The following is a 14,653-nucleotide window of genomic DNA, read 5'->3' as shown; positions in this document are numbered from 1 at the left end:
TTCCGATCCAAACCAAGAAAATGGTACGATTTTTCGATTGTGGGACTACTATGTTATTCAGGTACATCTGCCTCATCTTCTTACTGATAGGTGCCACCACCTACCATGCTGTAGCCCAGGAACGCCGCTTAACCGGCATTATCGCCGATAGCACCGACAACACCGCGCTGATCGGCGTGAGTGTCGTGTTGCAACAAGCCAACGATTCGACCCGACGCAGGGGCGTCGTGACCGACATCGACGGTCGTTTCACGTTTACCAACGTAACTCCGGGCCGTTATGTTTTACACTATTCTTACATCGGTTACACCACACGCCAGCGGGCCGTGAGCATCCGCGAACCCGACACCGACCTGGGCACCATTACGCTGGCACCGGGCGTCACGACTTTAAAAGGAGTCGAGATCAAGGGTGCCGCGATCCAGGTAGAGCAGAAAGGCGACACGTTACAATATAACGCCAATGCGTTCAAGACAAACCGCGACGCCGTGGCCGAGGACCTGATCGGCAAGATGCCCGGCATTACCGTCGACAACACCGGTGTGAAGGCGCAGGGGGAGGCTGTACAACAAGTATTGGTGGACGGCAAGGTATTCTTTGGCGATGACGCCAACCTGGCCCTCAAGAACCTGCCCGCCGAGATCATCGATAAGATCGAAGTATTCGACCGGCTCAGCGAGCAGTCGCAGTTCACGGGCTTTGACGACGGCAATACCCGCAAGACCATCAACATTGTGACGAAGAAGGGCCGTAACAACGGTCAGTTTGGGCGCATCTATGCCGGCCTCGGCGAAGACGGCCGGTATACTGCGGGGGGCAATATCAATTCCTTTAGCGGCGAGCGCAAGCTATCGCTGGTGGGGCTGTCCAACAATATCAACCAGCAGAACTTCAGCAACGAAGATCTCCTGGGTGTTAGCAGCAGTAGCGGCGGGGGCGGTGGCCGGGGTGGACGCGGCGGCCGTGGGGGCGGTGGGGGAAACAACTTCGCCGTAGGCCAGCAAAGCGGGATCTCGACGACACACTCCGCGGGGTTGAACTACGCCGACCGCTGGGGCAAAAAGACCGAATTCACCGGCAGCTATTTCTTTAATACGGCCGACAACGAAAACCTGACGGACCTCAACCGGAAATATATTACCGAGCAGGACAGCGGCCTGGTATACCGCGAAATGAGCCGCTCCAACAGCCGCAACTACAACCATCGCATCAATGCCCGGATCGAGCATACCATCGATACGGCGAATTCGCTTGTCATCACGCCACGCCTGAGCTTCCAGACAAACGATGCGCGGTCGTCGCTGCAAGGAGATTACACGGCCAACAATACTTCTCTTGAAAGCCACCTGACGAACCGCAACCGATCTGACAACAGCGGCTACAACCTGGGGAACAGCATACTGTACCGCCACCGGTTTTCCAAGCGTGGGCGTTCGTTCTCGGTGAATCTCAACACCCAAGCCAGCGACCGTGACGGCAACTCGGAACTATACTCCCTGAACGAATATGCCAACGGCGACACGCCGCAACTGATCGACCAGCAATCCGATCAGCACACGAAGAGCTACACGGTCTCTTCGGACGTATCGTATACCGAGCCGATAAGCCGCTTCGGCCAGGTACAGCTCAACTACACACCGTCGTACACCCGCAGCACGACCGACAAGGAAACCTACAACCTGGGCGACGGCGGCGAATACAACAACCTGGATACGGCGCTTACGAACACTTTCGAGAACTCGTACATCTCGCACCAGGGCGGAGCCAGCTACCGGTTCAACAACCGCAAGCTCAGCGCCATGACCGGTGTGAACTTTCAATATTCTCATTTACAGAGCGACCAGGAGTTTCCGTATGCATTCTCGGTCGACCGTTCCTTTCAGCGCCTGTTGCCGCGGGCGATGCTGAACTACCGGTTCTCCCAAACCGAGAACATCCGCATCATGTACCGCACGTCGACCAACGCGCCGTCGGTATCACAGCTGCAGAACGTGATCGACAACCGGAACCCGTTGTTCCTCCGGACGGGTAATCCGGACCTGGCGCAGGACTTTACGCACAGCCTTACCGTGCGCTACGGCCGCAGCAACACTGAAAAGTCCACGAGCCTGCTGTTCCTGTTGAGTGGGAGCTTCATCAGCGACTATATCACCAATGCCGCGTATATTGCCACGGAAGACGAGACGGTAAACGGCGTGTTCTTGTCGCGCGGCACGCAGCTGAGCTACCCGGTAAACATCAGCGGCTACCGCAATGCACGGGCGCTGTTCACCTACGGCACGCCGCTGTCGACGCTTAAAGTCAACCTGAACGTCAACACGGGGGTGAACTATAACCGCATTCCCGCGCTGATCAACCAGGCGAAGAACCTCGCGAACAACTACGCGCTCAGTCAGGGCGTTGTCCTCAGCAGCAACATCAGCGAAAACTTCGACTTCACACTGTCGTACAACGCCAACTACACCATCGTTAAGAACACGCTTCAAAAGCAGTCCGACAACAATTATTTCAACCAGGTGTCGTCGCTTCGTCTCAACTGGATCTTCCTCAAACATTTCGTCTTCACGACCACAGCGAACAATACGCTCTACCGCGGCCTTTCGGCTGAATACGACCAGAGCATCTGGTTCTGGAACGCCGGCCTGGGTTACAAATTCCTGAAGAACGACGCGCTGGAAGTAAAGCTCAATGCGTATGATATCCTGAACAACAACAACAGTATCTCGCGCGACATTACGGAGACGTATATCGAAGACCGTCAAACCAATGTATTGAACCGCTATTTCTTGCTGACGCTGACGTATACCTTGCGGAACTTTAAGGCGTAATAGCGCCTGGCGCAAGTTTAGCGCCGAGCGATAGCGCAGGTGCGTAACTTGTGCCTGCACGGTCGGCAGTTTGTAACTGCCCCAGCCATGGGCTTGCGGAAACCAAGCTAGATCAAAATGACATCAATCAGTTTCTCCGGCATACCGGCATAATTCATAGCGCTGCTATATAAATATTCCTCCGGCGACAAAACAATGCCAGCCCGGACGGGGTTTTCATGAATGTAGTCCAATCGCTGATATACCTTTTCCTCGGTATTCAGCTCAATCGGATGGCTATGCTGTTGCCAGAATTGATACTGCTCGTTGTTGCCATTATTCGCTCCCGCTTTTTCAAATTGCCACAATAGCAAGTCCCGGCGGCTCTCCCTTTCATTGGCGCTGATAGCGTATATGATTTTCTTTGATGTGTGTTTTTTCATGTCACGAATGGTTGATTGAAGCTCCCGCTCTCCATGTTGTGAGACGATCATATGCACATGGTTGCTCATTATGCAATAGGCGTACAGTGCAAGTCCTTTATTCTTTTGACAATAACGCAGGCTGTCCATGAAGATGTCGCGATATTCCCTGCGGGTAAAAACGTCTAACCAACGAATGACGGTAAAAGTTACAAAATAAACACCTGCCGGATCACGGAATTTATATTTTCTGCTCATAGGTAACGGTAGTCGGAACTATATTGAGCATCAATATAAATTATATTGATAAGGGTGGCATAAGGACTGCTAATTAGTTTTGGGGAAATACCGGAAAAATACGGATACGGCAGTTGCAAACTGCCTACCATCGCGGCACAAGTCACCGCTTCGCTCAGACTTGCGCCAGATGTGTTACTACACCGGGTCAGTCATTCTTGTTAGTCCGGATAGGGCTATACAGGTGAAGGTAGTTGGGATAAGAACCTGGAATAAGGCATGTAGGGCGTAAGTATGCTTTATGTATAGCTTTGGTATGGCTTTGACACGGGTAAAACCCCTTTTTCCAAACGACTGTTTGGGGCGGGCGAAATACTAAAGCGGCCGGCCGGGTCGTTATGATGACGTTCTACTATGGTTCTATTTGTTATGCACAGGTATCTTATGTTTGCCATTCTGCTGCCGGTATCCCTCGCGGCGGCTCCGCGTCCGTTCACCATCTCCGGCGAGCTGCAGGGACGCTACTCGGGCACGATAACGTTGCGCTACACGCTTAATACCCAGGAATCCATGGCTTTAACAGCGTCTGTCGAAAACAAAACCTTCCACTTCACCGGCCAGGTGCCGCACCCTGTGCAAGCCGTACTCGAGCTCGAGGGTCTTTCCACCGCCGTCTGGCTGTACCTCGACTCCGGCAATATTCACGTAAAAGCCCGCACGCACACCTTTGTCGATGGCGACGGTCGCCTGGTCAACAACCTGCAGGCGATTTCCATCACGGGCTCGTACAGCGAAAAACTGCAAGATGACTTCTTTACGTTCTGGCGTGGCGTGTTGGAAACCGACCAGACGGACTCCGCCAAGGCGGAGACGCTCTATCGCCACATGCTCGCCCTGGTGGATGCACAACCCGACAGCAACGTTGGCTCCGAGCTGCTGCGCGATGCGGACCTGCTAACCTACGCGCAGGCCGATACGATCTTCCATCATTTATCGGCCGGGCAGCGGGCGCTCGCGGGTAGTAATGGCGTAGCGAAGCTGCTGCAACGCCTCGCCCATACGGAGCGGGGTTCGCTCTTTAAGTTCTTTATGCTGGCGGACAAGGACGGCAAGCCGATGAGCGGTGAGGAGCTGCCACATACCTATATGCTTGTGGACTTCTGGGCGAGCTGGTGCGGGCCCTGCCGGCGGGAGCATCCCAACCTGGTAGCGTTGTATGATAAATATCATCCGGCGGGTTTTGAGATCGTGAGTATCTCGCTGGATGAAGAGCGGCCGAAGTGGTTAAGTGCTATTGCCAACGACGGGCTTACCTGGCCCCAATTGTCAGACCTGAAAGGCATGACGGGGCCTGTTGCGCAATATTATGCGTTGTCGTTTATACCGTTCAATGTGCTGCTGGATGCGCGGGGGCGTATTATTGCGAAGGATGTGAAAGGGGAGAAGCTTCAGGAGCTGCTTGCTTCATTGTTGTCTGAGTAGATCGAAAATGCGGGCGCTACGCGCTGCACGGCAGTCACAGACTGCATATCGTAGTAGGCACAAGTCACCGCTTCGCTCAGACTTGCGCCAGCAATGGCGGAAGCAAAAAAAGAGCGAGTGTACTCGCTCTTTTTTTAAGCCTGTTGCAGAGACCGGATTTTCATCATTCATTAACCTAAACTTATGAGGAAACACAATCTACGCCTTAGAAATGTGCGGGTATCCGGCCCTGCAGTGGCAGTTCTTGTTACAGCGGCGTAAGAGAGGATGGCTAAGTAACAAGAAGTATAACGGTACAAGCTCCCCCGGGAAAACCGCGGGGGAACCTGTAATATTAGTATCCGAATATTTCCGGCAGCGTGAGCTTCTTCACGGCGCCGAACTTCTTCAAGTCATCTTCCTTGACGTTCTTCGACGAAGCCAGCACACAATAGGTGTACGGTTTGTGACGAAGGTTGTCGTCGTGGAACTTCGCAATGTCGCCATAGCTCAATGAATCCACGGCGCGGTACACTTCTTTGCGGTAGTCGATATCGAGCCCGAGCTTCTTTGCGGACAGATAGCTAAAGATAATACCATCCTGGTTAATACGCTCGGTTTCGATGTCTTGTTTTATGCCATCACGCGCGGTGGTAAAGATCTTTTCCGTGTGGGGCATGTCGTCCAGCAGCTCGTTCATGCTGGTAATGGCCTCCCCAATCTTATCCGCCTGGCTGCCTACATAGGCCCGGATCGTGTAGCGTTCGTCCTTTTTATCGGGCGAACCATATACGGCATACGTCGAGTACGCGAGGGCCTTCGACTCGCGGATGGTCTGGAATACAATCGTGCCCATGCCACCGCCAAAGTACGAATTGAATAGCATGATGCGGGCCGTGTTGGCCGGATCGTAGTTCATCGTGTTGCGCACCCAGGTTACTTCCACTTGCACCATGTCATAATCGGTAAACAACATGGTGTTCTCCTGCTGGTCGATCTTGGTAAACTTCACCGGTGCGGGGGCTTCGCGGAAGGTAGTCGGCAGCACATGCGCTTTCTGCACGGCAGGCGTGAGGGTCGCCAGCGGCTCGGGACCGTAATACAGGATGCTGTGCTTATAGCCCATCAGGCCGTGCAGCAGGTCGGTCAGCTCTCGGGCGGTAATTGCCGTCAATTCCTGGTCGCTCAGCTGGTAGTTGTATGGGTTCTTCTCGCCGTACATAGCATATTGGATCATGCCGCGCATGATGGCGCCTTTGTTCAGCTTGTTGTCGGCGCGGCTCTTGCGCAAGCGGTCTTTCAACGCAGCCAGCGCTGCGTCATCAGGTTTACACGTCGTGATCAGCGACTCGAAGAGCTTTACCGCTTCGGCAAAATTTTCCTGTAAGCCGGTGATCGCGATGGTGGTCTCTTCCGACGATGCCGATACCGAAAAGTTACAGGCTATGTTATAAAAAGCTTTGCTGATCTGCTCGGCGGTGGCTTTGTCGGTGCCGAGGAACTGCAGGTATTGCGCGGCCATGCCCAGTCGCTTGTCGCTCCAGCTGCCCATCTCAAAGCGGTAATACAGGCGGAACAATCCGTTCTCTTTATTCTGCACGTACAACACATCGGCCGGGCCGATCTTGCTTTGCTGAATGTCTTTCTTGTAATCCAGCCACTGCGGCTCTACCGGTGTGACGGGGATCTTCATCATGCTTTCCAGGAATGTGGAGCGTGCCTCGCGGTTCACTTCCACGGGGGTGATGGCCGGCTTGTCTACCTTTGCGATGCTCTTGTCCTCGCCTTTGCGTTTATAGACCAGCACGTAGTTTTCGGCTAGATACCGGTTGGCAAAATCCATGATCTGTTTTTTGGTCACCTTGCCCATCTCGTCGAGGTACGCCACGTCGCTCGTCCATTGCAGGCCTTTATGTTTGATGTACGCATCCATGAGCGATTCGGCACGGCTGCCGTTGTCTTCCAGGCCTTGCAGCTCTGCCAGCTTGGCGTTGTTGACGATGGCTTTTACCAGCGATTCGTCAAACGAGCCTTTCTTCAACAGGTCGAGCTGTTCGAGCAACAGCTTTTTCACTTCTTCCAGGCTTTGATCCTGTTTGGCTTTGCCGCCCAGCAGGAACACGCTGTAGTCTTTAAACGACCATACGCCGGCGCTGGCGCCGAGGATCTTTTGCTGTTTGTTCAGGTTCAGGTCGATCAGACCGGCCTTGCCGTTGCTCAGCACCATGGACATGACCGTCAGCATCACGGACGAGCGTGTATCCAGCGCCCCCGGCATGCGGAAAGCGATGTTCACACTCTCGGCATCGGGGCCGAACACTTCCTTCACGATCGGAGCCTTGATGGGTTTCTCGGGCGCGGGCGCATATTCTTTTACCGGCGCAGCCTTCATGTAGGCGAACGCCGCGTCTATCTTTTTGATCACGTAGGATGGGTTGAAGTCACCGGCCATGATAAGCGCCATGTTGTTGGGTACATAGTACTTGTTATAGAATTCGCGAATGGCTTTCAGCGAAGGGTTCTTCAAATGCTCGATGGTACCGATGGTCGACTGCTGGCCGTAGTTGTGCGTCGGGAACAGCGTGCTCAACAACGTTTCATACATCTTGCGGCCGTCGTTGTCGAGGCCGCGGTTCTTTTCTTCATACACTGCTTCGAGCTCGGTATGGAAGAGACGGAACACCGGGTAGCGAAACCGTTCGCCTTGTACCGCCAGGAAGCGGTCTAACGCGTTTGACGGGATATTCTCTTCGTATACGGTCTCTTCCACAGACGTGTGCGCGTTCGTGCCCTGTGCCCCCAGCGACGCCATCATGTTGTCATATTCATTGGCAATGGCCTGTTTGGCGGCAACGCCGGACACGCTGTCGATGATATGATAGATATGCTTGCGTTTGCCGGCGTCGGTCGTCTGATTGTACACGGTGTACAGGCTGTCGATGCGGTCGATGTAGGCGCGCTCCTTATTCCAATCCAGGGTTCCGAACTTATCGGTACCTTTAAATAACAAGTGCTCGAGGTAGTGTGCCAGGCCGGTGTGGTCGGCGGGGTCGCTGTTACTGCCGGCGCGGATGCCGATCAGGGTTTGAATGCGGGGTTCTTTCTTGTTGACGCTCAAAACAACTGTTAGGCCGTTCTTTAATTGATAAAAACGGGCACCCATCGGGTCGTTGGTGACATACTTATACGTATAACCATCTTCGGTCTTCTCCTTCCACTGGTATTGCTTTTGTCCATAGCCCTCAAAGGTGATACAAAGGACCAGGCACAAAAGCCCTACAAGACTTCGTTTCAGCATAAAGTTTGGTGAATTTTTGATTTGCAGAATAATTTAAGCCGCCCTGGTTTTCAAAACGGCGGCATGATATTAAGTATAAATTACGTTATCCGAAAACAACTTCGCCAGAATGCATACCTGAGTTATCCGGTAACGATGCGTGACCGCCAACACAAACTCTATGCGGGTGATATAGTATATATATTTAAGATCCGCTGCATGCAGCGTAGTATGTGGGGGAGCGTGGCGGGAGATACCCTTGCGAGGGGATCGGCTTTAACCGCAAGCCCCACCGTTGTGGGTTATGCGGCCGGCGTTTCCGTTACCGGCGGCGGCACGAGGAACTGCACAGCTCCTGCTTGCAGCTCTACCTTGATCTCGGCGGCCTCTTCGAGCTTGATGTAAGCATCGTCTACGTGCAAGTGCACGCCCTCCCAGGCGATCCGGAGCTTCTTTGCTTTCAGGATATTAAAGAAGGCGGGTTCTTCCTTGCCCAGGATCTTGCTGAGGATGTAGTTGGCGAATTGCTCGCGTTGAGACTCCGTGATAAGCACCACCTCAAACTCTCCGTCGCCGGGGTCTGAGAACGGCACCAGGTTTAAGTTCGGTCCGATCGAACGGGTGTTCATGACCTCCGCCATCAGGTAATTCCCGGAGTATTCGGCATCGTCGATCTGGATCGTACAGGCCCGGGCTTTGTAATTCAGCGCGATGTCGTGAAAGATCTCGAGCACTGTCTTAATGCTCTTGTCGTAATCGCCCTTGCGCTTTTGTTTGTCCATTTCTTTCATGAGGCGTGGAAAGAGCCCAAAGCCGATCCCTTCCAGGAAGAATTTTTCGTCCGGCAGGTCGTAGATGCGACCGATATCGAACGGTTTGATGCGTCGATCGCGCCAGGTGGCCATGATCTCCGGCGGCTCGCCGGCAATGTCGAGTGTCTTGGCAATGTTATTGGCGGTGCCCATGGGGATGAGGCCTATGGGGAGCCGTTTGTCCAAAAAAGCGAGTACGGTTTTCCGGATAGTGCCGTCGCCGCCGGCCACCACCAGAAAGTCGGTTTCCTTTGTATCTACTTTTTCCCAGCCGTCTTCCTTTGTAGACGAATAGCTACAGCTGTAGCCGGCGTCTTCCATGGCTTCTACGAGGTGTTCGGTTACGTCTTCAGCTTCTCCCGCAGTGGGGTTGTGGATCAACTTGGCAAATTTCATCAAGGTCATGTATCAGGGGTAGGCCTGTGTGCCTGCGATCCCATACGATAAACCCATGCCAGGGTGGGAACGATATTATTAGGCCCCGCGGTATGCGTATACTGATCACCAATGACGATGGCATCTACAGTCCCGGGATTGCCTCGCTCGCCAAAATAGCCTCACGCTTCGGAGAAGTACGCGTGGTGGCACCCGATGTTGAACAATCATCCATGGGCCACGCCATTACGGCGTCGCGCCCGTTGTTCTATCGCAAGTCGCCGATCAGCTTCGGTGATCTCGAAGCCTATCGTGTCAACGGTACGCCTGCAGATTGTGTAGCCCTCGGCTCACACCTGGGTCAGACCGATGTGGTCTTGTCGGGTATCAACATGGGCCTGAACCTGGGCAACTCGATGTGGCACTCCGGCACACTCGCCGGCGCCAAGCAGGCCGTGCTGCTCGGCATGAAGGGCATCGCGCTGAGCGCGCCGGTGGGCAAGACCGAACCGGACTTCAGCAAGCTGGAACCTTTTGTTGAGAAAGCGCTGGCGCTACTCCTGGAAAACCCGAATCTTTCGCTGGTCAATGTAAACTTCCCCAATGACCCTGTCGGCGTAAAATGGACCCGGCAGTCGGTGCGGCAATACGACGGTAAGATCGTTCCGGGCACAGACCCCAGCGGCCGCAAGCACTATTGGTTCACCGTCATACCGCTGGAGCCGGCCGACGAAGGCACAGATCGCTGGGCGGTCGAGAACAACTTTGTATCCATCACGCCGTTGCGCCTGGACCTGACAAATGAAACGGAACTGATGACCGTGTTGCAAAAGACGCCGGCAGAAAACGTATCGGCGTGAGGAATGGACAAGTGGTTAAGGAATGCCCCAACGTGTAGGCCAAAAGGTATAAATTTTTTGTTAACCCGATAGATTACGTAGTATTTTTTCGTATATTCCCCGGTGGTACAGTATTTAATCTTTTTTTATAAAGGTTTCAACTTTAATAGAAAAAGATTATGGAAAAGATTAAGAACGGCGATTCGGTGATTTACCAGAACCAGGAGGGTATAGTATATGGACGGCCGAGGGAAGTGAAGTCTAAGGGCCTGGTATATACGCTGCGGATCGGCAACGACTATGTAAAACTTTCGTCGTGGGAATTGGCCCAGGCGATAAAAATACAATAACTCAACCCCACGACGTATGCGCGCGATTTGGACAGGTGCTATCGGCTTCGGCCTGGTCAACATTCCCATCAAAATGTACAGTGCTGTACAGAACAGCGATCTCGACCTGGATATGCTGGATAAGAAAGACCACGCCAACATCCGGTTCAAACGCGTCAACGGCAACACCGGCAAGGAAGTGGAGTATGCCAACATCGTAAAGGGCTACAAGCTGGATGGCGAATATGTCGTGCTCGAGGACAAAGACTTCGAGCGCGCCAGTCCCCAGAAAAGCAAGACCATCGACATCACGGATTTTGTACGCGAGAGCGAGATCGACTCGATCTACTACGAAACACCGTATTACCTCGAGCCCGAGAAGTCGGGCGTGCGGGCCTATGCCCTGTTGCACGAAGCGCTGGTCAAAAGCGAAAAGGCGGCCATCGGCAGCTTCGTGCTGCGCAGCAAGGAACATCTCTGCGTGCTTAAACCGCGCGGCCAAGCGATCGTCTTAAACCGCATCCGTTTTGCCGAGGAGATCCGCGACACCGAGGAGCTGAACCTGCCGGATTCCAAACCCAAGCCAGCCGAGCTCAAGATGGCGCTTTCGCTGATCGACCAGTTAACCGGCCCGTTCGACATCGACAAGTTCAAAGACAGCTACGCATCTGAGCTGCTGAAGATCATCAAAGCGAAGGCGAGCGGTAAGAAGACCACCGTGCCGAAGATGAAGGTAACACACCGCAAGTCGACCGACCTGATGTCACAACTTAAAGCCAGTCTTAAAAAGGCATCCTGATGAGCCTGGCGCAGTACAAAAAGAAGCGCGACTTTACCAAAACCTCCGAGCCCGAGGGCGAGAAAAAGAAGCAAGGCGCCGCGCCCCTTACCTTTGTCATTCAACGTCACGATGCCAGCCGGCTGCATTACGACTTCCGGCTGGAACTGGACGGTGTGCTCAAAAGCTGGGCTATACCGAAAGGCCCCTCGCTGGACCCCGCCGATAAACGGCTGGCGATGATGGTCGAAGATCACCCCCTCGAATATGGCAAGTTCTACGGCTCCATTCCCAAAGGAAATTATGGCGCCGGCACGGTCGACATCTGGGACCACGGCACCTATACACCCGACGGCGTCACCAAACGCGCCGATTACGAAAAACACTTGCGGGAGCAGCTCCAGAAGGGCGATGTGAAGGTCACCCTCAAGGGAAAGAACCTGCAGGGATCGTTTGCGCTGGTGCGAATGAAAAATGCCGAGGAGGGGAATGCGTGGCTGCTGATCAAACACCGCGACGAGCATGTCGTGAAGGGCTATGACATCGCCGCGGTTAAGCCTGTCAAGGCGCATGGCAAAAAGACCTGGACCCGCGACGATCCGGACGAGCCCAAGGACAAAAAGAAGGAAAAAGCGAAGAAGCCCGCGCCGTCGGCGTTGACGTCGGTGCGCAGCGGCAAGGCGGAAAAGTACAAGGAATTCATCGAGCCCATGGCGGCGCAAACCCGCGAAGACGCGTTTGACGACCCGGGATGGGTGTTCGAGATCAAGTGGGATGGCTACCGCGCGGTGGCCGAGATCGGAAAAAAGGAGAAGCGCCTGTATTCACGCAACGGGCTGTCGTTCCGATCGCTTTACCCGGACGTATTCGACTCGCTGGACGAGATCAAGGTGCCGGCCGTATTAGACGGCGAGATCGTCGTGCTCGACGAAAACGATCGCCCCAGTTTTCAGAAGCTGCAGCAATACGGTGAAAATCCGTCGCTGCCCATAATATATTATGTATTCGATATTCTTTCACACAAGGGCAAGAGCCTGACGGGGCTTCCGCTGTCGGAGCGCAAGGAGATCCTTGTCAACCTGTTGCCGAAGGACCATCCGGTGATCCGTTATTCCGACCACGTGGAAGAATATGGTAAGCGGGTATTTCAACATGCTGTCGAGCTGGGCGTCGAAGGTGTCATTGCCAAGAAAGCCGACAGTGTATACCAGGTCGGCCGGCGCACCTATGACTGGCTCAAGATCAAGAATCTGAATACACAGGAAGCTGTCGTGGCCGGCTACACGGCGCCACGCAAAAGCCGGAAGTATTTAGGGGCCCTGATCCTGGGCATGTACAAACGTGGCAGGCTGGTCTACATCGGCCACACGGGCACGGGATTTACCGACAAGGTGTTAAAGGAGGTGTACGGCACCTTGCAGCCCCTGGTACGCAAGACGTCGCCCTTCGAAGAAAAGATACCGTTTAACGCCCCTGTTACCTGGGTCGAGCCCAGGTTGGTATGCGAAGTAAAATTCGCGGAACTGACAGACGAAGGAATATTACGCCAAGCTGTATTTATGGGCATGCGTATAGACAAAGCACCGAAGGAAGTCGATCATCTCGACGTCGAAGAGGCGGACGGGAAGGCGACGAAAGGCAAGAAGACCAGCCGCACGAGCAAAGGGGCGAAAGCCGCCACACCGGCACCCAAACGGGCCGCAAAGACGGCAAAGACATCCCGGAAGAAAGCCACCGAAGACGACCATGAATCGGATGTCGGACCCAACGACCGCATGATGCGCGTGGAAGGCCACGAGGTAAAGCTCACCAATCAAAACAAACTGTACTTCCCGAAAGACGGCATCACCAAGGGACAAGTAGTTGAGTACTACAACAGTATCAGCAAATATATACTGCCATACTTAAAGGATCGGCCGGAGTCTTTGAAGCGCAACCCCAACGGCATTGAAGACAAAGGTTTTTATCACAAAGACGCCGGTGACGATGCACCTTCGTTTGTCGACAGCATCACCTTGTATTCCGAAGCGGCCCGCAAAGACATCGATTACATTTTGTGCAACAACAAAGCAACGTTGTTGTATATGAACAACCTGGGCTGTATCGAAGTCAACCCATGGTGCTCGCGCACAAAAAGTCTCGACAACCCCGACTACCTCGTGCTGGACCTCGACCCGTCAGACGACAATACTTTCGACCAGGTGATCGACACGGCACTGGCCGTTAAAGAAGTGCTCGATAAAGCCGGCGCGGTGGGCTATTGTAAAACCTCCGGCGCATCGGGTCTGCACATCTATGTACCGCTTGCCGCCCGGTACGACTACGACCAGGCACGCATGTTTGCCGAGCTGGTGGCGCATCACGCGCAGGAGCTGGTCCCCAAGTTCACGACCCTCGAGCGGTCCCTCAACCAACGCAAGGGGCGCCTATACATCGACTATTTACAGAACAAACGCGGTCAGACGCTGGCCTCGGTCTACAGCATGCGCCCGGTGCCCGGCGCTACGCTCTCTACACCGCTGGAATGGAAGGAGGTAAAACACGGCCTGCACCCCAGCGACTTCACGATGAAAACGCTGCCTAAGCGCCTCGACAAGAAGGGCGACCTGTTTAAGCCCGTGTTGGGCAAGGGGATCGACATGGCGAAGTGCCTGAAGAAGAAGGAAGAATAGGGACCTACGATACCCTCTCTAGGGCACAATTTTTACCCTCCGGGGTAGGGACAAACTTCTTTGTCGTTGAAACTCGATCGTCAGCGGGTCGCTTTGAACCAGGTTAATCTCGCACGATGAAACAAGCGACAGATCTCTCAGGATGCTATTGAGCGAGATATCGTTGCTAAATGTTGCGGTAACCCGAATGTCTCCAAGGCTCTTATCCTTCAGGTTAATAACTACCCCAAAATGTTGTTCAACACGTCTGATGATATCGTTAAACCGGGCATTTTCGAAAGCCAATTTAGTCTTGCTCTTCCAGTCAACACCCACGGGTAACTTTTCCGTTTTCCATTTGAACGGCAGCGTAAAGTCCCACACCGGGTAACCTTCGTAAAGGTTATGCATGTCGTTCCTATAAAGGGTCATCTTCTCATTGTCGCCAAGCTGAGCCAATTCGTATTGATCCGTGTGTACCGAGACACGACCGCGTAATACCCGTATCGTTATGCTTTCCTCGCCGTCGTTTGCCCGTATCGAAAAGGTTGTACCGAGCGCGGTGACGAAAATATCATCCAGTCGTACGCTAAATTGGTGTAGGGAATCGTGCGCTACATTAAAGTAGGCTTCGCCGTGTAGTATTAGAATGCGTTCTTCCGTGA

General features: G+C 53.8%; 10 protein-coding genes. 6 read left to right on the top strand and 4 right to left on the bottom strand.

The features are described 5' to 3' along the window. Positions 1–50 precede the first annotated feature (50 nt). Positions 51–2,828: a TonB-dependent receptor gene (locus KK078_RS13495; protein ID WP_254090811.1), complete on the top strand. Its 2,778-nt coding sequence runs from the start codon at positions 51–53 to the stop codon at positions 2,826–2,828. A 107-nt stretch (positions 2,829–2,935) separates the two neighbouring features. Here the strand turns inward: KK078_RS13495 and KK078_RS13490 are convergent, their stop codons facing one another. Continuing rightward, positions 2,936–3,487: an REP-associated tyrosine transposase gene (locus tag KK078_RS13490; protein WP_254090810.1), complete on the bottom strand. Its 552-nt coding sequence runs from the start codon at positions 3,485–3,487 to the stop codon at positions 2,936–2,938. Positions 3,488–3,895: 408 nt separating this feature from the next. Here KK078_RS13490 and KK078_RS13485 point away from each other — a divergent pair, with 408 nt between their 5' ends. Then, positions 3,896–4,948 carry a TlpA disulfide reductase family protein gene (locus KK078_RS13485; RefSeq protein ID WP_254090809.1) on the top strand — a complete coding sequence of 351 codons (1,053 nt, stop codon included), beginning with the start codon at positions 3,896–3,898 and terminating at the stop codon, positions 4,946–4,948. Between the two features lie 334 nt (positions 4,949–5,282). Here the strand turns inward: KK078_RS13485 and KK078_RS13480 are convergent, their stop codons facing one another. After that, a complete protein-coding gene (locus KK078_RS13480; protein WP_254090808.1) occupies positions 5,283–8,225 on the bottom strand; it encodes a M16 family metallopeptidase in 2,943 nt (980 codons plus the stop codon). A gap of 281 nt (positions 8,226–8,506) precedes the next feature. After that, complete coding sequence (locus KK078_RS13475; RefSeq protein ID WP_254090807.1) at positions 8,507–9,421, bottom strand: diacylglycerol/lipid kinase family protein; 915 nt, start codon at positions 9,419–9,421, stop codon at positions 8,507–8,509. Between the two features lie 83 nt (positions 9,422–9,504). Here KK078_RS13475 and surE point away from each other — a divergent pair, with 83 nt between their 5' ends. From surE to ligD, 4 genes are all read left to right on the top strand, one after another. Further along, positions 9,505–10,251 carry a 5'/3'-nucleotidase SurE gene (gene surE, locus KK078_RS13470; protein ID WP_254090806.1) on the top strand — a complete coding sequence of 249 codons (747 nt, stop codon included), beginning with the start codon at positions 9,505–9,507 and terminating at the stop codon, positions 10,249–10,251. Between the two features lie 158 nt (positions 10,252–10,409). Further along, positions 10,410–10,580 (top strand): hypothetical protein, encoded by a 171-nt coding sequence (locus tag KK078_RS13465; RefSeq protein WP_254090805.1) that lies wholly within the window; start codon positions 10,410–10,412, stop codon positions 10,578–10,580. A 16-nt stretch (positions 10,581–10,596) separates the two neighbouring features. Further along, the gene (gene ku / locus KK078_RS13460; RefSeq protein ID WP_254090804.1) at positions 10,597–11,358 is read left to right on the top strand and encodes a non-homologous end joining protein Ku; all 762 of its coding nucleotides are present in this window, start codon (positions 10,597–10,599) and stop codon (positions 11,356–11,358) included. Beyond that, positions 11,358–14,009, top strand: a complete 2,652-nt coding sequence (ligD, locus tag KK078_RS13455; RefSeq protein ID WP_254090803.1) for a DNA ligase D — start codon at positions 11,358–11,360, stop codon at positions 14,007–14,009. Before ku ends, ligD begins: the two co-directional genes overlap by 1 nt. Positions 14,010–14,027: 18 nt before the next feature. Here ligD and KK078_RS13450 read toward each other — a convergent pair. Continuing rightward, positions 14,028–14,653, bottom strand: a 626-nt coding sequence (locus KK078_RS13450; protein ID WP_254090802.1) for a FecR family protein, incomplete at its 5' end; no start/stop codon positions are given.

Origin of the sequence: Dawidia soli, assembly GCF_018598185.1 — a bacterium.
Classification (GTDB): domain Bacteria; phylum Bacteroidota; class Bacteroidia; order Cytophagales; family Cyclobacteriaceae; genus Ohtaekwangia; species Ohtaekwangia soli.
The sequence above is the reverse complement of the archived record's forward strand: the minus strand, read 5'-3'. Positions and strand labels throughout refer to the sequence as shown.